The organism is Vibrio aestuarianus (genome assembly GCF_012395185.1).
Lineage (GTDB): Bacteria > Pseudomonadota > Gammaproteobacteria > Enterobacterales > Vibrionaceae > Vibrio > Vibrio aestuarianus.
On the sequence record NZ_JAAZTU010000018.1, the window covers coordinates 13531 to 36728 of the forward strand.

Annotated in this window: 13 protein-coding genes and 4 pseudogenes; 8 read left to right on the forward strand and 9 right to left on the reverse strand. The window is 41.4% G+C overall.

Translation table 11 applies throughout. The annotated features are described in order from the left end of the window. Nucleotides 1-2: 2 nt before the first annotated feature. A pseudogene (locus HGG78_RS10265) lies at nucleotides 3-1959 on the forward strand (LTA synthase family protein). Between the two features lie 663 nt (nucleotides 1960-2622). After that, nucleotides 2623-3858, forward strand: a complete 1236-nt coding sequence (locus tag HGG78_RS10270) for a RidA family protein (RefSeq protein WP_172532822.1) — start codon at nucleotides 2623-2625, stop codon at nucleotides 3856-3858. Nucleotides 3859-4026: 168 nt separating this feature from the next. Here the strand turns inward: HGG78_RS10270 and HGG78_RS18935 are convergent. Continuing rightward, nucleotides 4027-4167: pseudogene (locus HGG78_RS18935) on the reverse strand (AraC family transcriptional regulator); the annotation flags it as partial. Next, a complete protein-coding gene (soxR, locus tag HGG78_RS10275; protein WP_053310615.1) occupies nucleotides 4151-4609 on the reverse strand; it encodes a redox-sensitive transcriptional activator SoxR in 459 nt (152 codons plus the stop codon). The pseudogene HGG78_RS18935 and the gene soxR, both read right to left, overlap by 17 nt. Before the next feature lie 112 nt (nucleotides 4610-4721). On the opposite strand from soxR, the gene HGG78_RS10280 reads away from it, so the two are divergent. Beyond that, nucleotides 4722-5948 (forward strand): MFS transporter, encoded by a 1227-nt coding sequence (locus HGG78_RS10280; protein WP_172532823.1) that lies wholly within the window; start codon nucleotides 4722-4724, stop codon nucleotides 5946-5948. A gap of 10 nt (nucleotides 5949-5958) precedes the next feature. On the opposite strand, the gene HGG78_RS10285 is transcribed toward HGG78_RS10280, so the two are convergent. Together HGG78_RS10285 and HGG78_RS10290 are read right to left on the reverse strand one after the other, a co-directional pair. After that, nucleotides 5959-7035 carry a PQQ-dependent sugar dehydrogenase gene (locus HGG78_RS10285; RefSeq protein WP_172532824.1) on the reverse strand — a complete coding sequence of 359 codons (1077 nt, stop codon included), beginning with the start codon at nucleotides 7033-7035 and terminating at the stop codon, nucleotides 5959-5961. A gap of 274 nt (nucleotides 7036-7309) precedes the next feature. After that, complete coding sequence (locus HGG78_RS10290) at nucleotides 7310-8770, reverse strand: hypothetical protein (RefSeq protein ID WP_172532825.1); 1461 nt, start codon at nucleotides 8768-8770, stop codon at nucleotides 7310-7312. Between the two features lie 434 nt (nucleotides 8771-9204). Between HGG78_RS10290 and HGG78_RS10295 the strand changes: the two genes are divergently transcribed. Then, a complete protein-coding gene (locus HGG78_RS10295; RefSeq protein WP_172532826.1) occupies nucleotides 9205-10911 on the forward strand; it encodes an autotransporter assembly complex protein TamA in 1707 nt (568 codons plus the stop codon). A gap of 57 nt (nucleotides 10912-10968) precedes the next feature. Here HGG78_RS10295 and HGG78_RS10300 read toward each other — a convergent pair whose 3' ends face one another. The 4 genes and pseudogenes from HGG78_RS10300 to HGG78_RS18940 form a co-directional block, all read right to left on the reverse strand. Next, nucleotides 10969-12429, reverse strand: coding sequence for a phospholipase D-like domain-containing protein (locus HGG78_RS10300; protein ID WP_172532827.1), 1461 nt, complete (start codon nucleotides 12427-12429; stop codon nucleotides 10969-10971). Nucleotides 12430-12496: 67 nt separating this feature from the next. After that, nucleotides 12497-14515: a carboxylesterase family protein gene (locus tag HGG78_RS10305; protein ID WP_172532828.1), complete on the reverse strand. Its 2019-nt coding sequence runs from the start codon at nucleotides 14513-14515 to the stop codon at nucleotides 12497-12499. A gap of 206 nt (nucleotides 14516-14721) precedes the next feature. Further along, nucleotides 14722-16392: a hypothetical protein gene (locus HGG78_RS10310; protein WP_168524571.1), complete on the reverse strand. Its 1671-nt coding sequence runs from the start codon at nucleotides 16390-16392 to the stop codon at nucleotides 14722-14724. A 349-nt stretch (nucleotides 16393-16741) separates the two neighbouring features. After that, nucleotides 16742-17008 (reverse strand): annotated as a pseudogene (locus tag HGG78_RS18940) (IS110 family transposase); the annotation flags it as partial. A gap of 209 nt (nucleotides 17009-17217) precedes the next feature. On the opposite strand from HGG78_RS18940, the gene pdxY reads away from it, so the two are divergent. From pdxY to HGG78_RS10330, 4 genes and pseudogenes are all read left to right on the forward strand, one after another. Further along, nucleotides 17218-17970 (forward strand): pyridoxal kinase, encoded by a 753-nt coding sequence (pdxY, locus tag HGG78_RS10315; RefSeq protein ID WP_172532829.1) that lies wholly within the window; start codon nucleotides 17218-17220, stop codon nucleotides 17968-17970. Between the two features lie 527 nt (nucleotides 17971-18497). Further along, entirely contained in the window at nucleotides 18498-19682 is a 1185-nt protein-coding gene (locus HGG78_RS10320; RefSeq protein ID WP_053310624.1) for a patatin-like phospholipase family protein, read from the forward strand. A 281-nt stretch (nucleotides 19683-19963) separates the two neighbouring features. After that, nucleotides 19964-20862: pseudogene (locus HGG78_RS10325) on the forward strand (LysR family transcriptional regulator). A 174-nt stretch (nucleotides 20863-21036) separates the two neighbouring features. Further along, a complete protein-coding gene (locus HGG78_RS10330; RefSeq protein WP_422108884.1) occupies nucleotides 21037-22266 on the forward strand; it encodes a BamA/TamA family outer membrane protein in 1230 nt (409 codons plus the stop codon). 379 nt (nucleotides 22267-22645) lie between these two features. Here the strand turns inward: HGG78_RS10330 and HGG78_RS10335 are convergent, their stop codons facing one another. Continuing rightward, a complete protein-coding gene (locus HGG78_RS10335) occupies nucleotides 22646-23164 on the reverse strand; it encodes a cysteine hydrolase family protein (protein ID WP_172532830.1) in 519 nt (172 codons plus the stop codon). Nucleotides 23165-23198: the final 34 nt, after the last annotated feature.

Sequence of the window (23198 nt, forward strand, 5' to 3'; positions counted from 1 at the left end):
TTATGCTCAATAAACTAAAACCTTACTTCGGTCCCTTGTATCCTATCGTTGCCGTTTTCCTTATGGGGATTGCAATATTTTTCGTATCTCGCTTAGGGCTCGCGATCTGGCATTCTGACAGAGTCAGTGACGCTCACGGTTGGCTGACCATTTTCTTTAGTGGCTTGCGAGTCGATATTGTATCGCTATGTTATCTACTTATTTTACCCGCGCTGCTCTCTTGTTTATTGTCTGGTAACCACATTGTTGGACGCGCCTGGCATTGGGTTCTAAGAGTCTGGATCACACTGGGTCTATGGCTTATCGTGTATATGGAAGTGGCCACTCCGCCATTTATCATGGAATATGATTTACGTCCAAACCGCTTGTTTGTTGAATATCTTATTTACCCGAAAGAAGTGTTCAGCATGCTGTGGACAGGCTATAAGTTAGAGCTGCTTATTGGCGCGGTCGTTTCTACTTTGACGGTTGTTTTAGGTTGGAAGTGGAGCAAGCAGTTAGTTGCTAACTTAAGTTTTCCTAAATGGTACTGGCGACCGCTATTGGCAGTGTTAGTCATTGCTGTGGGGGTGCTAGGTGCACGTTCTTCATTGGGTCATCGTCCTCTAAACCCAGCCATGGTTTCATTTTCCAGTGATCCATTGATCAACGATTTAACGCTTAACTCATCATTCTCTGTTATTTTTGCGGCTAAACAGATGAAATCTGAAGCGAACGCATTTGAGTTCTATCCCAAAATGGAGAAGCAAGAGGTGATCGATGAGATTCATGCATCGATGAACATTGATGCTCAATATTTTGTTTCAGATACTCAACCAAGTATGGCTAAGCATCAGGCAACATATCAAGGGAAACCAAAGAACATCGTTATCTTACTACTTGAAAGTCACGGTGCACGCTATGTCAGTCGATTAGGCGGGATTGATGTCTCACCTAACATGGATAAGCTGATTGACGAAGGATGGGCATTTACTCGTTTGTACGCAACAGGTACACGTTCGGTACGTGGTATAGAGGCGATGACAACCGGTTTTTCTCCAACACCAGCACGCTCTGTTGTCAAGTTAGGTAAAAGCCAAACTAACTTTTTCTCGATAGCAGACTTGCTAAAGTCGCGTGGCTACCATACTCAATTTATTTATGGTGGTGAAAGCCATTTTGATAATATGAAGAGCTTCTTCTTAGGTAATGGTTTTGTCGACATGCAAGACTTCCCAACCTTTGCTGATCCTAAGTTTGTTGGTTCTTGGGGCGCATCAGATGAAGATCTGTACCAAAAAGCAAACCAACAATTCACACAAATGAATGAAGAAGGGAAACCTTTCTTCAGTTTGGTGTTTAGCTCATCCAATCACAGCCCATTTGAATATCCTGACAACGTGATTGAGCCATATAATGAGCCGAAACAGACGGTTGAAAATGCGGTGAAATACGCTGACCATGCGTTAGGGCAGTTTGTTGAAGCGGCTAAAAAATCGGATTATTGGGATAACACCATCTTTATTGCGGTTGCAGACCATGACGCAAGAACGCAAGGTAACCAACCAGTACCAGTTGATTACTTCAGAATCCCTGCGGTGATTTTTGGTGGTGGAATTGAACATCAGATCGATGATCGTCTTGTGAGCCAAATTGACCTAGCACCGACGCTGCTTTCACTAGCCGGTATTAGCAGCCAAAACCCAATGATTGGGCATGACTTAACTCGTGATGTTCCTGTTGAAAAAACAGCGTGTTATGATGCAGCGTGATAAGAATTACGGTTATATGACAGCTGATAACCAAGTGGTAGTTATCCAACCTGGACAGGGTATATCAACTTATGAATACGATCAAAAAACAGACACATTAACAGAAAAAGCGGTAGATCCAGATGTGGTGAAGCGAGCTCACGCAAATGCCATGTGGGGAAGTTTAGCGTTTAAAGAAAACTACTACGTTGCTTCTGATAAATATTAGTTTTTAGCGGTTTAGTGAATAATAAAGTACAAGGCGAACCATTGGTTCGCCTTTGTTATTTCTTTCATTCAATGTTTACAATATATACCCTTCCTACTTGAAATTGCAGCGGTGTTGGCTACGTTATTTCACCCCAATCACATAGTTTATCTATGCTCATGGGGATGAACTCACTTGCCGCCTACCTGCAACTTCAAGTTGTTTGGGTATAGATGATGATTGAAATAAAAATCACCATTTTCTTTAACATAAGAATGACACACTTGAGTTTGTCAGATAATTTATTCATTTATAAAGACATAAAAATCGTATCAATTGAGCTGATGTGAGTATTTGAACTGTTTTGTTGTGAACAAGGTATCAAAATTGCGATAAATTAAGTGAGTTAATGGTTTTAACCTCTGGGATTCTATTCACTATTTTCGAATCATTCTTGTGCTAAATATTAATTAATCTAATTTATTCTTAGAAATGTGGATAATTAGTCGTTGAGTGACTATTTATCCTGTTTTTTATGGCCTTATAGAAAATGATAATTTGTAGTATGTCACATTTACACCGAGTAAATTTACTTACCATTGCGCCACTTTAATCATTCTTTCCAATACGATCTATTAAATATAAATACGTATTCCTGCAATATATAATAGGATAAATTTCGATATGACTGGCGATATTGTAAAAGTTTCAAGAAACACAGACAACGCACCTAAAAGCACTGTATCTACTCAAACTGTAGCTTTTTCTCATTATAATAATATTTCAGCTCAACTACCTATAGATCCTACAACAGGTGAAATTGTAGTGGGTTGTGTAAAGGACCAAGCCAAACAGTGCTTAAAAAATATTAAAGCGATAGTGGAAAGTATTGACCATGTTATGGACGATGTGGTGAAGATTAATATCTTCGTTAAAAATATTGCCGATGTTGATGCTATCGATGAAGTTTATCCAGCCTTTTTCCAAAGTTCCCTTCCTACCCGCACGACTGTCGCGGTTGCCGCTTTACCGATGAGCGATGCTTTAGTTCAAATGGATGCGCTTATTTCAAACGGTGAAGGCACAGCTCCACAAGCTCCATGTGCACTTATTAAAGTTTCAAGGAACACAGATAATGCACCACAAGGCTTGTATTCACAAACCGTTGCCTTTTCTCATTACAATAACCTTTCATCTCAACTGCCTATTGATCCAACCACAGGTGTATTGGTTGCAGGTGGTGTTAAAGAGCAGGCAAAACAATGTCTAAATAACATTAAAGCCATTCTAGAAAGTATCGATCATGTAATGAGTGATATCGTTAAAACAACGATATTCCTTAAAAATATCTCAGATATTGAAGTGGTCAATGAAGTTTGTGCTGAATATTTCCCAAGTTATGTTCCGGCACGCACTGTTGTTAGCGCAGCCGCTTTACCTATGGATGCGTTGGTGCAGATTGATACCGCAGTGTCACACGGTGACGGCACACCACCACAATTGCCAGAAGATACTCGTCTACTTGTGATTGAAGCAAATAATACAGAAAATGCACCACAAGCGCCTTACTCGCATACCGTGGCTTTTTCTCATTACAACCATGTTTCTGGTCAATTACCTGTTGTTCCACAAACAAGTGAAATAGTTGCCGGTGATGTAAAAGCGCAAGCGGAACAATGTTTGAAAAATATTAAGGCTATCATAGAAAGTGTTGACCATGTTATGGATGATATTGTTAAAGTAAATATTCAACTTAAACATATTGAAGATATTGACGCGGTAAACGAAGTTTATACTACTTTCTTTAAAGGTGAGCTTCCTGCAAGAACAGTCGTTGGTGTTTCAGCTATTCCTATGGATGCATTAGTACAAATTGATGCAGTTGTTTCTAATTGTGAAGGAACTCCTCCGCAAGAATAAGTAATTTATTGTTATTTACGAAGGTTAAACTATTTATCCTAATTAAATAGAGAATAAGCAGGTCTATTTGTTTGTTGATTTCAGTATCAGTCAAGTGATTATTCCTGCTTTTAGTTTTTAGTGATCAATATAAAAATGTGTGTAATTGAAAATAACTCACTATAACATTTATGTTCGTGGTGGGTTGATTATCGTCTTCATATAAGCACTTGCTGTTAAGCCAAAATTTAGTGCATGGTTCATCCGTACTTCAGATAATAGCTCTCGGTATTGTGTTCCTTCCTGTTTCAATTTACGTATCAACGTCGCCAGACCATTCTTCAGGGTGTGTGATTAGGGTTTTGCCAGCAAAGGTTTCTGCTCGAATATCTTGCGGGTTGTAGATAGCGCATGATTCCATGGATAAGCAACCGCAGCCAATACAACCTCCGAGATCATTTTGTAGTGCCTTTAGCTGCCGAATACGATGCTCAAGCATAGCGCTCCAATTTGAGGCCATTTTTTCCCACTGCTGACGACTTGGTGCCTGATGTTTTGGTAAATTAGCCAACGAGTCTGCTATTTCTTCTAAGGTAAGACCAACCATTTGCGCTGCTTTGATCACCGCAATTCTGCGCAACACATTTCGATGATAGCGACGTTGGTTGCCTTGATTACGCCAACTATAGATAAGCCCTTTCTGTTCATAAAAATGTAAGGTGGAAACTTTAACACCAGCTCTTTGAGCGACTTCACCAACCGTCATTTCCATATTTTTCTCCAATCGACCGAGCTTTGTCCCTAATAAAATGAAAAAGCGCTTTACCTAAAGTTAACTTGAGGCATTAACGTAGCATCAAATTGGCAATCGATGGAATACAAATATGGAATTGAATGTAATAAAAACTCCCACACAATTTTATCTGGCCGGACGCTTTTTTGATGGCATCTCCTCAGGGCTATTTATGATGGCACTACCTTGGATCATGCTATCTACACCTAATATGGGTTCTTTTGTTGCTATGGTTGCTTTAGCTTGCACAGGTCTTTCCTTTATTCTGACACCATTTTTCTCAACCTTGATTGATCGTTGTTCGAGAAAGCAACTGCTGATATTGGTTCAATTATTACAAGCAAGTACTGCCGCATTAGTCGCTTTGACTTATGGGTTTGGATATCAATCTCATTGGTTACTCGCCGCAGCTCAGATGGTGTTTTGGACTTCTAGCAATTTAGCTTGGTCAACCAATAATGCTTTTACCCAAGAGAATTTTTATCAACATGAATATGCTTCGATTTCTGGAAAACAAGAGATCATCATGCAGGGAACGACTTTGGGGGCAGGGGCATTGGGTGTTGTGCTACTAGAAATATGGGGGATGTTTGAATTCTCGTGTTTCGCTGCGATAGCTTCTGCAATCGCGAGTGTTAGCTATATATTGACACCTTATCGCCGACAATTACGTCAGTCAATGTCGGTCTCTTTTATGGCGCAAATGAAGGCGAGTAGAGAGATATTCACGCAGCGACCACACTTTTATGTTTTTTTAATGCTCTCGGCGTTGAGCTACCCAATACTCACTTTTCTCACTAAGTTAGTGCCTATTTGGTTTTCAGAAATAGGCATCTCGGGTGAGTGGTTTGCGGGTTATAACATTACCTTTGGAATGGGTTCATTAGTGACTGGTCTGTTTGTCGGAAGGTTATTAGGTTTAGGCTCTCATCGAGTTATTATGATTGGCTCAATGGGGCTAGTCGCTATCATGCTCATTGGCATGAGTTTATCATTTTCTCCGCAACTACTACTGATGTTTACGTTCTTCTTTGGCACATTTAACGCCTTAAACCGTGTTGCTCGTACAAACTGGATGCATCACAGTATTAGTATTGATCAACGTGGCCGAGCAGACGGAGGGCTACAAATGTTTGCGACCTTAGCTCAAAGTATCAGTTATGTCGCCATCGCCTTTTTAAGTCATTTCGGCATAACGCAACTCGGTTTTTTGCTTGCAGCCGGTGTTATGGTTATGGCGGTCTTGATTATGATACGCCTGAACAAAGGGCCAGAGCTTACAACGAGGACGATTATTCAACCGAGCGTAGGCTCATAAATGAGTTTGGTTACTGAGGCTGGAGACGGAAGATTTTTCCACTATCGGTTGAAAAGTAAATATAACCATCGGGGCTGATGGTGATGTCTCTTACACGTTCGCTAAGGTTTTTCAGCAACCGATTTGATTCTGTTAGCTTACCGTTTTTAATCGATACCACATTAATGTGTGCTAATTTCAGTGCACCCGCTAATATTTTACCATTCAATTCTGGGTACTTTTCACCACGATACAACACCATGTTACTTGGTGCGATAGAGGGAATGTACACCAGTTTTGGATCTTCCATGTTCGGTAGAGATTCGGCTTCACCGACATCCAGTGGCCCCCAATATTCTTTACCGTGAGAGACTCTTGCCCACCCGTAATTTGCGCCTTTCTTAATCAGGTTGATCTCGTCACCCCCACGTGGTCCGTGCTCGATAGACCATAGTTGTTTGGTTGCTTTGTCATAAAAGAGACCTTGAGGGTTTCGATGACCGTAGCTCCAGATTTCAGGTTTGGCTTGGGCGGGTTGAAAAGGGTTATCTTTAGGAACAGAGCCATCAAGATTAAGGCGCAAAATAGCCCCCGCATGTGTTTGGATATTTTGTCCGTTGTCGCGATCGCCTCGGTCACCAATGGTGAAGTAAACCTTATCGTCGACAAACGCAATGCGGCTCCCATAGTGCTGGCCAGTATCAGTTATCGCGTCAGCAACAAATAGATCTTTCCAGCCGAGCAGAGCAGTGTTGTGTAGTGTTGCGGTGGCTAATGCAACAGTATTACCTTTGTCGGTGCGTTTAGTATAAGTGAAGAACAGTTTCGGATTTTGTGCGTCTGTATTAGGTGAGAGTGCAACATCAAGTAAGCCACCTTGGCCGCTAGTGTTAACATCTGAGACGCGATAGAGCTTTTCTTTTTTGCCGGACGCTATATCGAGTAACGAAATCGTACCATTTTTCTCAGTAACAACAGCGTGTTGATCGTCAAGAAACTCAATGCCCCAAGGGATCTGGAATCCATTAGCCACTTCTTGAGCTCGGTATTCTGCCGCCAGGGTCGAGAGGGATAGACAAATAAGTAGCGTTGCGACAACTGTTCTCATGATTCCTTCCTCTCTGAAGTATGGCTGTATCTACAAATTAGCATTAAATTCAGTGATTGGCAGACCATTAGTTGTATATAAATGTAAAATTCTACGATATGAACTTCCCTGACTAGGACAGATCACTGTTGTTTAAAACTAATTTTATAACTTAGTCTATTTCAACAAACCAAAGCCAAATAGCGATGAACTAAAAATAAAAATCCAGTGTATTGTAGACACTGGATTCTTATTACGTACTGATACCTAGAGTTCTTAGATAACGTCTTCAGCTTTATTGACAAGCGTCTTTTGACCAGCTCACACCATCATTTGAGCACTCAACCGAGTTTGTCCCATTCTGGTAATAATAACCTCTAGTCCAGTTACCTTGAGAATATTTAGACGTTATTATTTGAGTATAATCAAACGGAGTATTTTCAATGTATGCATTTTTATGTCTGCCCCAGCTATCTGCACCATATGAACTATTGTCATCAAAATCTACCGACAAGTAGTCTAGCGCATCAAAGTCGCTGCGAGAGACACTGTCTAATGAATCTTCTCGATCAACCCACTCCGGGTGCGGAGCTTTATTACTAAAATTGAAGTCCGCTTGTACTTGGGTGTACTGATCTTTGTAGTCACTTACAACAGCAAACGTCAAGCTTTGCATGAATCCAGCACCTATATTTTGATCTGAGCAGCTTTCCCAATCCCGCTGTTGAGACAAGCTACGGTTCACCACACCAAAGGTGGTCAGTGAGTTAGGTTGTACCTGTTGCTTAATTGTTTCCTGAACTGAACACGAATACTGTATTCCATCACTTTTCAATGAGAGCCAAGCTTCTTTGTCATACTCCAAACCATTTTTCTTCTGGCTATTACGCTCAATATGTTTATTTAAAATCAGTTCAGTATTTAGATCTGCTGAAACTTCATGTTCGATAACAATCAACTTGTCAGCGGTCATCACTGTTTTAACTTTATACCACTTATTAATTTCAGCTTTTTTAGAGTCATCCCAATGCTTCCAATAATAATCAACATAAGCTTGCTGGGCTGTTGGGTTCTCTTTTTGAATATCTTTGGTCTCTTGATAAGACTTTTTGATAGCGGGCATCATTTTTTGCGCTAAGTTATAGAGCTCGGCATTTTGATCTTTAACGAAATCGCCATACAAGTCCTCAACCGCGATGTTGTATCGATTCGCAATTCGGAAGTCATGCTCCCTCACATTTCTGATAATACTATCTTGAGTATTTACAGCTTGCTTCAAAGCTGAACAACTGTTTAATCCACCTTCATGTAAGTCAGCTTGAATTTCGTTCCATAACACTGTAGTCAGCGGAGTCGTTGATTTAATTTGTAGTTCAGAACTCACTGTCATTACTGGTGGGAATACTAACTGATAAGGTTCGGTAATCGGTGAGTTAGGGCTGTCCGCATCAATTGCACCGATCGGAACGTTCACGACGATTGGCGCATAGTCCATGCAGTCAGAATTAGAACCAGTTAAAGACAATTGATAATTGCCTTCATTGTCCGTAATGCTACTTGGCTCTCCCTCATCTAGTACGCCATTATAATTGATGTCCAAAAAGGCGGTTGCCCCTGAAATGTAACCGTCAATGGCCACACCTTGTAGGGTTTTCGTTTGAGGAGCGGGAGCAGGGGTACTGCTACCACTATCTCCTCCGCCACAAGCCGTAAGGCCACCAACTATAATTACGATAGAAATAAGCTTAAGTTTCATTCGATTAGATCCTAATGAAATACATTAATAAGTAGAGTTGCCATTGAGGGGATGACCGAGAATGACTCAAATGGTTATGGATGGCCATAATAGTCATTTACATTCAAAAGAAACATGAAAGGTTAGAGGGAATTCATGCATGTTTTATTTTGGCCAAAGCTAAGTAAGCGCGCCCTAAACCTGCATTCTAATCACCCAGCACGAATAATAAGATCAAACGAATAAAAAACGTCAGGTTTTGCCTTTTGCTTTTGAATAAAGTAGCCAAATGCAAGACCTGACCCCATATGTGATCGATGTTTTTAGACAGCACATTGTGCCTCTTAGCATCGGTGACTAGTCACATAGGGAGGGTATCGTCCTGCATATACGATTAACTTGATTCCCATCACCGCAATAGACTATTGAAGTGTAAGATTAACGCAAACAGACATATGGCTTCTTTGGTAAAAAAAATAGTGGGTATATCAATCTGTGCGTCGCTCCCTGTTTGCAATGTTTTTGCAGCGGAATTTACGATTCAAGGGTTGGCTAAACCATTAGAGAAAAACCTCGAATACTATCTCTCGCCATTGTCTGAAACCCCTGCTAAGAACATTTCTCAAGGGCAACTCAGAAAGTTAGTTAATGATGCACTAAACCCATACGGCTATTATCACCCCAAGTTTAATGTATCTAAAAATGCAGATGAACAGGTGTCCATTGATGTGGACGTTGGTCCAGTAACGCTTATCTCGAGCTCTAGCATCTTGATCACGGGAGAAGCAGCCCAAGATCAAGATTTTATTAATTTGACTGATGCCGCCAAGCTTCAACAAGGGCAGCCCCTTTCTCATTCAGACTACGATTCATTGAAGCGAAACTTATTGTCCCTTGCACAACAAAAAGGCTATTTAGAAGGTCATTTTGTGCAGTCAGTGATAGAAGTGATCCCAAGCATGAACCAAGCGAATGTAAAGGTGCATTTTGATAGTGGTGTTCGTTATCACTTTGGCGAAGTTTCTGTGGTGAGCTCGGTTATAGAAAACGATCGTATTGAAGCTTTAAGTCCATTTGCTAAAGGGGATGGATTTAATTCCATCAAACTGGGCGAATACCAATCTAACCTTTCACAGACTAACTGGTTTCGCAGTGTCGCGGTAAAAGGCAATTTTGATCAAAAAACCGAAGACAACCAAGTGCCTATCGAAGTGTCGACAGTCCCTAATTCGCGAAACATAGTCCAAGTTGGTGGTGGTTATAAGACAGACTTAGGTCCTAGAGCATCACTTAAATGGACTAAGCCCTGGTATAACAGTCGTGGGCATAGTTTGAATGCGGAAGCATCGCTCTCTCAACCTGAACAATCGCTTTTGATGGGTTACAAAATACCGACCAAAAATGTTCTAACGGATTACTACGGTATTCAGTTTGAATCTACGCGTGTCGATTATAGAGATACAGCGAGTTTTACCAATAAACTTACGTTCGAAAAGCACTGGCAGTTAGAGCGTGACTGGCAAAGTACGATGCATGTGAGGTATTTACGAGAGCAATATCAACAGGCATCGGAAGATAGTCAGTCACAATTGCTAATGCCAGGTATCACTTTTTCTCAGCTTGAGCGTAAAAATGATCAACTGGAATTGAATCATCGGCATATTTATTCTTTAGAATACTCAGAGCCTTACTTACTTTCAGATTCTCGGTTGCTTCATTTGGAAGGGAACAGCGTGTTATCTTGGGATATAAGCGAGAAGCAAAAATTTCATTTTCGTTCAAATGTCGGCATTAATATTGTTAATTCACTTGAAGATGTTCCCTCGTCGCTTCGTTTTTTTGCTGGTGGTGACGAGAATTTACGTGGGTATGATTATGAGTCGATCTCACCACGAGATGAAAATGGTGCGTTAACAGGGGCTCGTTATATGTTTACCGCTGGTTTTGAATATCAGTATCAGGTTTACCGGCAAGTTTGGTTGGGCGCGTTCTATGATATTGGTGATGCGTTTAACGACGATATTGCCTTGAAGCGTGGAACAGGCTTGAGCTTAATTTGGAATTCCAAGTACGTACCAATGAAAGTTGATTTTGCTTACGGATTAGATGCACCTGAGGGCGATGAGTTTCGAATCCATTTCTCAATTGGGACTCAGTTCTAACTTAAAATTGTATTAAAAAAGGGCTTAACCAATGGTTAAGCCCTTTTTTGTTGTCGGTTACAGCTCGAACTCAGCGTCCATTTTCCTAAAAATCCAATCGATAAACTCGTGTTCAGCACCATAGTTAGGGTTATCAACGGAAGTTTCACTAGGGGATGACCATAGAGGCTCACCTTGTTCATCCAGTGTCACTTTCCAGAACAAGTCTTTGTCTCCCAGTAGATACTCTTGCAAGTGTTTGGCAAAAGCGTCACTGCGGATAAACAATCCAAACTCCAGATTTAAAAAGTCTGATCTGGGGTCAAAGTTGGAAGATCCAATAAAGCTTAGCCTGTCGTCAAAGATTAGCGCCTTGTTATGATAAAAAGTATCACCATGATAGAAATGATCTTCGTTGTGGGCCGTATCTTTATATTCGTACAGGTCAACACCTTTATTTAATAGTGTGATGCGATGCTTTTGGTAATACGCTGGAATAAACCCAGAGTCATTCGATGCCGAAGAGTTGGTGAGTATAGTCACCTCTGTCCCTTGCTTTTCGAGCTGTTCTATTACAGAGAACTTACCTTGCGTCGGCACCATATACGGGGTTGAAATGATCACATTTTTAGCGGCATTCAACTCAGCTTTGATGGTTCGCTCGGCTCGCGTACGAAAATAAGGCTTGTTGTTTTCGAGTTTTTTTAACGAGTCGAAGACAGGAGTAACCTCAGCACTAATCAAATCAGGCTGTTTCAATTTGGCGACTTGGTCATAGACATCTTGAATGACCGGTGTATTGCCTTTGTTTGCCTTTGCCTTTGCCATTGCTTTGTAGAAGTCAGCATAACGATGATTCTCATCGACTTTGATAAGTTCTTGGATGGGGGTCACATGCTTACTGTTCCACATATGGTTGTAGTTGGCATCAAAGGCTTTGATGACATCACCTTGGAATAGTACGTCCAAATCAAAGAAATTTGCTTTTTTGTTGTAACCGAAATAATCGCTACCAATATTTCGCCCACCTAAAATCATGTTCGTATGGTCAACATTAAAATATTTCTCATGTAAGCGGTTGTCTAATCTGTCTTGGTTCGAGGCAAAGTTAATCGCACGGCCAAGCCAACCTATTTTTCGAGAATCAAACGGGTTAAATATACGGATTTCAATATTTTCGTGGCTATCGAGTTCGGCAAGCCACTTTTCGTTGAATACCATAAGGTCATCAAGGGTGAGCCTTACTTTTACGCCGCGGTTGGCGGCAAATTTGATTTCGCTTAACAGCAAGATGCCTAAGGTGTCTTTCTCCCAGTCGAAATACGTCATATCAATCGATGATTTTGCGTTGCGAACCAATTGGATACGTTTGGCAAAAGCCTCTGGTGCACTCGCGAGCAGGGCAACTTCTGCATGATAGCTTTGTGCCTGCCAATCTGATTCAAAGTCTGGTTCTACTTTGGGGTAAGGCTGTGCGCATCCTGCGACAAATGCGACACACAATAGGACACATAAGGTACGAAGTGTTTTGTTAAACATAGGACTCTCGTAGGATTTAAAAAGGGTCGTTATAAAAAAGGCCAGCGAACTGGCCTTATTCATTAATTTAGTCTTGCAGGTAGTTCATCAAGATTCCTTGATCTTCTAGACCACTAAGGCGACCGTTTCGCAGCTTCGCATCAATGCCTTTATTTTCTGTTCTATCCCAATCTTGAGCAGAAAGGTGAACGCCGTTTTCATCAATCAGCAATATAGAGTCTTGTGTTGCATCATATTGATAATCTGAGAACAATTCGTCGCTGAACCATACACGTGACATTTCGTTCATTAGCTTTTTATCTTTTGAGCTAGGGTGAGTTTCTGTACCATCCATTTTGACGGCTTTGTTAAACACAAACGGAAGTTCAGAACCGTTACAAGCACCAGTGATACAGCTGATAGATTTCAGCAGGTCACCTAAGTCTTCTACTTTACCATCAGGCCCAGTGTTGTAAGTCCAGATATTAAAGCTTGGGCTATGATTAAAGTAATACATGGTGGCAGCTTCACTTTGAGCTGCTTTCAATCGTGCTGGACCTGTGAACAGCATGTCCTTCATGATCGTGCGATATTGCCCCATGTTGTCAAAGGCACCACTTAACTCGTGCTCGTCATTTGGATAGAAGTCAGCTAGCGCAAGCAAGTTACTGCCAGTATCGTTATCGTTCTTCAAACCAAAGAAAAGCGGAGTAATGGCTTCATAAGCGGACTTTGGCAATTTCTCAATCAAGTCTTCGAGAGCTAGTGGCGCGCTAAACTCATCACTGCTTGCCAGTGTTTGAATACGTGCTTCAACAAGTTGTTTATTTCCGTCAACAGATAACCATTCAGCCATACGTTGCGCTGTGTACTCAGCATCACCCGTGTCTTCACCCATTAGGTCAATGATAAGCGGCACTAAAGACATTAAGTTTGGTAGAAAGCTCATGCTACCTGAGTCTTTCGCATTAACACCAATAACGGTTGGGACAACGAAGTTCTCTTGACTGGGTTGTGGTTTTCCCATTTCATCTTTACAACTACCAGTAACCGAGTATATTTGAGAACACTCTAAGTAGGGCGCATAAGGCATCAGTGTGGCCATTGGGGTGTTGTCCGATTCAGGGCTAAATATCGGGAAATCTAGCGACGACAACAACCAGTTTTCTAATCGTTGAAGTGGATCTAACGTTTCACTTTGTGTTTCTAATACTTGCTCTAATGGTGCGCTACGTAGGTTATCCAAATCGGCCGCTTGATCTTTGGCTACGTTGTAGCTTTTGTATTCAAAGCCATATGGCATACTTTGCATGATGGCGCGTTGGAAATAGGTATCTTCCAACTCACCCTCGGCGACTTTTTGTTGCAATAAAGCGATCGACATAGCACCTGAGCCTTGGCCCATCAGGGTGACGTTACCAGCGTTACCACCAAAGTCTTGAATATTGTCTTGCACCCATTTTAATAGGGTTTCTTGGTCACCAAGACCATAGTTACCATTGTCGTCTTTGTCGGTACCTTTTACCCAGCTGGAACCAAGTAAGCCCAAGCGGTAGTTAAACGTCACGGCAATAAATGGATTACCTTCATCTGCACCTTGCGCCACCACTTTGTCACCGTGGATCATCGGGTTTGCACCTGAGCCGTATTCAAAATCACCACCGTGGATAAATACATAAACAGGTAGGTCTTCACCTTGAACGGTGCCTACAGGACGCCAGATGTTTAGGTTTAAACAGTCTTCGCTCTGTGCTTGAGTCGTTGCTTTGATTTGTGGACAAGCATCACCAAATTGAGTCGCATCAATATCACCTGAAAAATCAACGGTATTACTGTGATCAAACCGCACGGCCTCAGCAAAGGTGATGCCTTTGAAAGATTCAACAGAGCCAAGCTTTTCTTCACCTTCAGCGGTTGTGATAACTAGAGATTCTTTCATTGCTTTAACGTTGGCATTGCCAACTGCAACATCAACCGTTTGGGCTGGTTGAGGTTTTAATGGTTCAGGTTTCACTGGCGCACCAGAGTTTCCAGAGTCATCGCTGCCACAGGCAGAAAGTAAAGCTGCAATAGAGATTGCAAGTATTGAGCGTCTAGTGATTTGCATTGTCATGTCCACAGTTGTTTGTTGTTATCAAACAAGCGGCTCCATGCGCTAGTTTCATCCTGAAGTATTGCTTGATATATTTATTTCGCTGATGGGATGTATCTTAAAGCTATTTATTATATCGATGTAATCGCATAAAGAGGACGCTCTCCTACAAGAGCAGCCCGTAGGTGATTCTTGTAGGAGAGTCTGTCTATCACAACGGATTAGAATCGATATCCAAAGTTAACCGTGAAGGCACTTCGAGTGTTACCAGTGTTATACAGGCCAGTGATATTGTAGTTTTTGCCAATCTGCTTGTTAAAACCAATCAAATAGGCCCACGGGTCAACATCAACACCGACGTCATAATCAAACTGGACATCACCGCTAATAACACGGCCATCCATACGATTGTCTAAGTCTTGGTATTCAGCGCCAACAAATATTTGGGCACGATAGTCAACTAATTGATAACCCAACATAGGCTGAACGGTAAGAATCCCATCGCCCCAATCTTGGCCACCTTTAATGCGCGTTTGCGCAAATGAGCCTGTCACCGATGCAAAAAATTCTCTATAACCGACCGATAAGGTAGTACCGACACCACGTAAGTCATATTCTAGATGCAATGGCACGTTCAAGCGCCCACGGTTACATAGGGCGGACAAACCATCGCACAACTTATCCCCAAGACCTGGCAGTTTGTCGTTCAACTTGTCTTGTAGGTATTCGCCCGCCGCGCCAGTATAAGCGGCGTCAACGTTGGCATCGACGTTCACTTTACCGATAAAGCCGAACACATTCCAAAATGGCAGAATGTTAACATCACCACGAATGCTCACACTTTCTGCGTGGACGTTAGCAATACTATCCTCAGGGTCGAACAAATCATTCAAACGCACCCCTTGGATGAGGTAGTCGGTCATTGGGATATTCATGTCTTGACCACGGTAGGCGACAGAAATGCCAAATGGTAGTGGCAAATCAATACCTTGGCGGCGGACCATGTCCCCCATTAGTGGGAAGACGCGGTTAAGTTCGACACTTTCTTCATGCATACGCGGATCAGAGACTTCTTGAAGTTTCTCTTCGTCTATAACTTGTACGTTCATACCTTCATCATAAAAGGCCACTGGTTCTATCTTGGTGATGATCTCAAGCGGTTTCTTTTTATGTGTGCCAAGCAGTTGTGTTTGTTTGGTGCCGATAATGACCTTACCTGACTCCAAGGTGCTAAAGGTGAGCTCTTGTTTATAAGATTCAATATTATTGCCATTAAAATTGAACGGCTTTTTGTTGGTGATCAGCATGTTTTTAGGCTCGCCGTCCACCAAAAAGATTTTGACGGTCATAAAGCGGAAGTAAGCAATGTCTTGTGGCAAACCGTATTTAGAGTAGTCAAAGCTGATCTCAACATTGCCTTTTCCGTCATCTTTGGCTTTAACACTTGATGAGTCATACGCCTCAGAATAGTTTCTTAGGCGGTATTCGTTACGTGTGAAGGTTTCAATCTGCTCGATCACATCTTCGTGTTTATCCAGATGATTCGGGTCGTACTTCATACGCAGATCGATATTGCCTTTGGTATCGGTATTTTTAATCAGATACACGGATGACTCTTGAACGTCTTCACCGATAGTTACTTTTCGGTAAGCGTACTCCACGAGGTGATCGCCTTGCATAAGCGAACTCAGAGCAAGTTTAGGTAGGTCATGATCAATACCATATTGCTCAAATACTTTTTTACCATGAGTACTGATTTCAGAATACGTGGTTAGAGTTTGAGTCTGCTCTTCGGCAGAAACAACAGGTGACGTTGCTAGCAACATAGAACTAGCAATAAGTGACAGTGTCGCCATTTTTGTTGAACGATTAGGTGTTTTAGTAAAAATCATGTCTAAGTCATTTCCAGTATAAGATTTTCAATACTATGAAAACTCGGCTGTTAATTTATCGCTGGACACCCTGTCCCACATTTTTATTGATGAATAAGTTTCTATTTAGCGTTTAAATGTGAGTTTGAATTTCACATTGGCTTGGCTGATGGATTTATTTTAGGTAGGGAAGGGCAAAACCAATAATCAGTTATGGAGGACAATATCCATCAAAACTGGGATGAGGTCAGTGATAAACAAAAAATGGTGAGATAGTAAAGAGTTAGCGTATCGTTTGAGACAGATTAAACAACGAATCAATGACTGGGTTACCGCTAAAACAATAAACAGAACTGGTATCATGACCAACTAGCGTTGGCAGCAAATCCTGCATCGCATGAAATAGCTCATTCTCTGCATCTTCAATCGCTATGGGTAAATGACATCGTAATGCTTTAATGGCTAGAGTGAAAATAACTCCGTACTCAGCCGCGAGTCCTCTGGCTTGGTTGGCCAGTGCCGTTCCATTCTCGACTAACGTTTACGAACGCTGCATATCGCTTTAAGGTATTGCTGCTCAACCGATTTTACGGGAGCGAAAAATCTCAGGTCTAGAAAAGGCCTCACAAATCGCTCTTATTGCTCCTATTCTCATTGGTTGGCATCATAAGTTTGGTACAACTATGTTAGAAGGAAGGTGCGTCTATCACATCAAGGCCGATGAACAGTAGAAAAAATACCAGTTAAACGTAAACGGTTATCGATGACTCTATCCTACATTCGCGAGTACTTAACCAAATAAAAATCCGATATGATTAGTGAGGTTAATATTATTTGAGCAAAATTATGAAAGGTATACTTTCGATTCAGAGTCATGTCGTTTATGGACATGCAGGGAACAGTTCTGCTGTATTTCCCATTCAGAGAATGGGACTGGAAACATGGCCGATTCATACCGTCCAATATTCTAACCACACGCAATATGAACAGGGTTGGAAAGGGCAAAGGTTTAATGCTGATGAAATCACAACCATTGTCAACGGCCTTGATGATATTGGTCAACTTTCCAATTGCGATCCAGTTATGGGTGACCCAGATAAAGGCTGCATCTTACCCGAAGGCGTAACAGAAGAATTGATTCAAACCTTAATGCCAATCGCGGATGTTATCGTACCCAATCAGTTTGAACTAACCCAATTTACCGGAGTGAATATAACCTCTCTCTATGACGCGATTACGGCGTGCAAGAAAGCGATAGAGCTTGGCCCAAGGTTTGTGCTGGTAAAACATTTGAGCACCTTATCTGAGGGTGTATTTAGTTCGTTGCTTGCCACGCCGAAAGCTTGTTACTTGGTTCAGCGCCCTGAAATTGAATTTGATAAGCCACCGGTTGGCGTGGGTGATTTAATTACCTCCGTGTTTACCGCTTGTCTAGTGAAAGGTATGTCGCCAGTAGCCGCATTCCGTCATACCAATAATGCCGTTTATGGAGTGCTAGAGGTCACACAAGATAATGGTGAGTGGGAATTGCAGACCATTTTAGGCCAATATGAGTTCGTAGAACCCACCCATGATTTTGAACCGAAAAAAGTGGCTTGATCGAAAATGAAAGCCTAGCCATATAGTGCTGGGCTCTACTGATATTCTTTTCTTTCCGTTGTGTTAAGCTGACATCCCATATCTATTGTTTGGGCACCATCAGACAGTGAGACGGAACTCTTTTTAGCATGAGCTCTTAGGCTGCCTTTTACTCTTGATATCCTTGTGGAAAATCGACCAGTATTTTATCGACGTCAAGCCCCAATCGTTTCGCCAATACAATGCGCTGGTCAAGGCCGTCTTTTTCCATTGGGTTGAGTGGTCATGGGATGATTTTCTTGTTGAATAAGTGCTTGAATGAATGCTGCTAATAGAATAGTAGCAATGAAAGACAAACCATCATCATAGTGTGCCTTCGAAATATTCCATTTACCTGAATAATCATAGCGAGTGAAGGTTATTGGTTTATACAATGATTGAAGGGCAAAATCCTACATATGTGAGTTATGTATCTGCAAATTACAGCTTAAAATAGGTACATTCAGTAACCAGCTCACCTCATTTTGGTGACAAACTAAGAAGACACAATGAAAAAAATTCAGACGCTTTTGACGACTTTTTCTATTGTTGCAGTACTTGCGGGTTGTACTTCAACTGCTCACCAAATTGAAACGCGAGTGACGCAAGACAACTACCGCCAAGTAGAACTGCCAATTGAAGCGCATAACCCGACCGCGGAACCAATGAGAACTTGGATGGGCGATGGTACACAATATTTTTATTCAGAAGAGACGCAAACTACACCAATCCGTGTTACTGGCGATCAATTAAATGTGATGGTTCTTTCTGGAGGCGGTGCCAATGGTGCCTTTGGTGTGGGTTTTATAAATGGTTTGTATGAACAAGACAAATTGGATGACTACTCTATCGTTACTGGTATCAGTGCTGGAGCGCTCATGGCACCTTTTGTCTTTGTGGGTGGTGAAGAAATTCCTAAATTGAAAAATACCATTTTGGGATTGGATGACAAAATGGTGCTCGGTAAGAAAAACTTCTTAAATGCCATTTTTAAAGATGCTTTATCCAAAGGTGACAGCTTTATGTCGTATATTGCAAAAGTATATGACGAGGAGCTAATCGAGAAGATTGCCATTGAGCACGAGAAGGGGCGACGTATCTTGATTGGAACGACACAATTTGACTCTGACGAATTAGTGATCTGGAACTTAGGTCAGATAGCAGCAAGCGATTCTGAGCACAAGGTTGATTTAATCCACCAAATACTCGCGGCGAGTTCGTCTATTCCTGGTGTATTTCCACCGCAGTTTATTGATGTCAATTACAAAGGCCAAAAATTAGAAGAATTGCATGTGGACGGAGGGCTATCGGCTCAAATGTTCCTCCAAGCTGTAGATATCGATTTTAAGAAAATTAATCAAGCATTAGGTCTAAAGAAGAAGCCTCAGGTGCATGTAGTAAGAAATGGTATGTTCAAAATGCCGTATGAGACTGTTGAAGATAAAGGTGTCAACTTGCTCAGTCGAACTCTTAAATCAATGACTACCTTACAAAGTCGGGGTGATTTGTATCGCATGATGTATTACAGCGAAATACAAGGTTTCGACCTCCAGTTTACTTACATCGCTGATGACGTTTCTGCGACCAAAACAACTAAGAAAATGTTTGACCACAATTACATGAACTCACTTTACCAATACGGTTATCTTAAAGCTCAAGGCTTAACACCTTGGACGCAAGATGTCCCATTTTAAGAAGGCTATACCACAGCTTGCTCAAGAGATGGCTTCGTGACAAACACCAATCGCTGAATAAGGTGTTATCTAGGTTGATTTTGATTCAAGCTATGAAGCTGCAGAGTATTCTGGTTATGTGGTTAACCTATACTGACTGCAGTTCTAACTAAACATGCCCGCTAATTTTAGCGGGCATGTTTAGTTTTACTGGACGCCAACGTGCATATGAGCGATTCTTCTACTAAAGTATTGAATATTAATACTGAACATTGATTCTAACTCGCTCGGTAATAATTGCTATGAATTTTAGTCTAGAACAACTCCTCGCTTTTGTTGCGGTATATGATGAACTTTCGTTCAGCAAAGCAGCCGTTAAACTCAATAAACATCGCACGACAATTTGACAAGTGGTAACGAACTTCGAAGACCAGCTTGCGGTGACATTATTTGATCGTATAGGGCGTTCAGTGGTGCCAACCGAAGATGGTGAATTGTTATACCATTACGCTAAACAAACCATTGAGCGCGCTCGTACACTGGATAAAGTTGCGTTAAGCCTCTCATATGGTGGTTTAATGTTACTATCGCCTATCCGAGTTTTGTCCCTCATCGCGTTCTGACGGATATCAGAATACAGCTAGCAAAAGATTTCCCACTAATGAAAGTTAACTTCCTTGTTAGAGGAAAAGCGGAAATCAAGCAAGGAATGGAGTCTGGTGATATCCACTTTGGTATCGTCAATTCTCATGATAGTACTGCCATACACAGTGTTGATGGAGTATATGTAGGACATGTCGAATTTCTCCCCTTCGTAAAAAAAGGTGGTCGTTTTTCTCACTTGTCTCCCGACAAAGCGCTCTCTGAATTGTCCAGTGCGCGCCAATTCGTTTTAAGAACCTTTTTTGAAGAGGGGATCGACGAGAAAGTTGTTCTGAGCTCAGAACATGAAGTAATCGATCAGCTTGCTCTGGCCATAAAGTTTGTAGGTGAAGATTTAGGATGGTCGCTGTTGCCTAAAATGCTGGAAGAATCAGAGTATTCAATTGATAAGATTGAAGTGCTACAAATATCCCAAATGAAACAAGGCTTTAAGTTTGGCGTTGCGCTGTGGTCGCAACATTCTAAGCAAGTGAAAGAAGTCAAAAAATCGATTGTTAAAGTACTAGACGACTATATTGAGAGGTTTAAAGTTTCGTAGAACGGCGCAACTGTGATGGGTTTGGTCCTACATAACCGATTATTACTTCTCTCTCTCTTTATGCTTAATATAACTCTGTTGTCAATAATTACTGCAGCATAGTGTTTTACATATTTATGTCCTGCATGGACGCAATATTTAGCCGGATTAATCATCCGGCTCTTTTTTAGAGAGATGACTGTGAAAATAAAATCGATCGCTTTTCTTACCATGTTAAGTTCTTTTACGTCCTATGCTAGTGATATTTCTTTTACGGATCCTGTAGATCAGCGTTTTGACATGGGTGAGTACATGGCCGAAAAAGCAGTCGGATTTTTACCTGTTCCAATTATTATTACTGAACCTGCAGTCGGTTATGGCGGTGGTATTGTGGGGCTGTTTCTTCATGAAACCGAAGAAGAAAAGCAGCAACGTAAGGTAGCTTCATTATCCGCGATTGATGGTGGTGCACAGCTTGTCCCTGCGGCGATGAGTGTCGTCGGGGCGCTAGGTACGGAAAATGGCACTTGGTTTGCTCTTGGTGGGCACCGTCGTTCTTGGAAAGGTGATTCTATTCGCTATACTGGTGGTGGTGGCCTTGGGGTGGCAAATATCGATATTTATAAAAACATTTCGACGCCTGAAATTGAAATCCCCGCAATTCCTGGGTTTCCTGGATTTCCTGGATTTACCATAGGTCCTATAGATAAGACGCTTTCTTATGGGACTAAAACAAAGGTAGCAGCTTTGATGCAACAGGTGCAGTTCCGTGTTGCGAATACGCCACTGATGTTGGGCATTAAACAGGTTGCTGCGATATCTAGCGTCGAGTCAGATAACGAGTCCGTGTCAAAAATAATACAGTATGCGCTTGGTGATGAAGCAGTTTCATCAGGGTTAGGAATACTGGCCGAATACGATACGCGTGATAACTTGTTCTACCCAACCAAAGGTTTTCAATTAAGCGCTGACTATATGATTTATGACGAGGCGTTAGGGAGCGATTATAATTACGATCATTTCAACTTTGATGGACAAGGCTTTATTCCATTAGCGTCCAAGTGGACCTTAGGTTTGGCGGGGAACTACCAATACTTTAAAGAAAAAGATACGCAAGTGACCCCAACGTCAAAACCTTACGTTAAGTTACGTGGTGTCTCTTCTTTTCGCTATCAAGGTGACGAAATTAGCACCGTGCAGAGCCAAATTACCTACAGCATTGATAATCGCTGGAAGGTTTCTGCATTTTACGGTATTGGGAAAGCGATCAATGATCATGATGATGCTACCAGTGACTCTGTACAGGCCGGAGGCGTGGGCTTCCGTTACCAAATTGCTCGACGATATGGTCTACATATAGGTATGGATTACGCGAGAAGTAAAGATGAAGATGCTATTTACTTCAATGTCGGAAGTGGTTTTTAGACTAATAATTGAGTGGACAAAAATAATCGTCAGTAAAAATCCCTAGTTGTGGCGATGCTGCTTTCTAGGGTTAATCAGCTTCAGTTACAAGTCACATCAATTAAAATAGCCAGCACAAAGTTGCTGGCTATTCCAAATTATCGAATACTCACTACATCTTAGCAAACTTGTAAGTGCGATAACCGCCAATCAAATTACGACCAAGTTAAAAGCTAAACACATATAAATGTTTAAGGCTTCACCACACTTGGCACTTTATAACTTAAAAATGCCCAGGCACTTCTCAGCTCGATCATTGCGAGCAAGGTTTTGCCCCAGAGCTAAACCTCACTAGCAAGCAATACCAGTGAGGTTTCAATATATTTTCTTATGGCTATTTCTATAATACTTCGGTAAATGTTGCTAGAGGTACGCGAAGTGATGCTGCATTCAATGCAATTTTATGAATCATCGCATCTGTAGTTGTGCAACAATCTTCAATAATTGAAACTTTATATCTTTCTGCTTTCTTTGATATTGCAGTATGCGTAACGCAGTTTTGCGTCATCATCCCGCATATAAACAATTCATCAATATTGAACTTTTCCAACGATTTATCTAAATGAGTTCGATAAAAGCTATCTGCATACTGTTTCTGTATGACTTCAGCATTAGGGCATATTGCCATTATTTCTGGGTGGATATTTGCTCCTTTACTACCTTTTTCAAAGAAAGGTGCCACTCCTTTAGGGGCTGAAGATAAGTGTTGGATAAGAAAGACAGGAACATGCTGTTGGTTAGCTTTAGCAATTAATTCTTTAATGTTTATCAGGATTTCATCTGTATTCCACAACGGAAATTTACCTTCAGGGAAGTAGTCATTTTGTATATCGATTACAAGTAATGCCGTTTTGTTCATTTTTGATCTCCTGTTACTTCAACTTTTGGTTCAG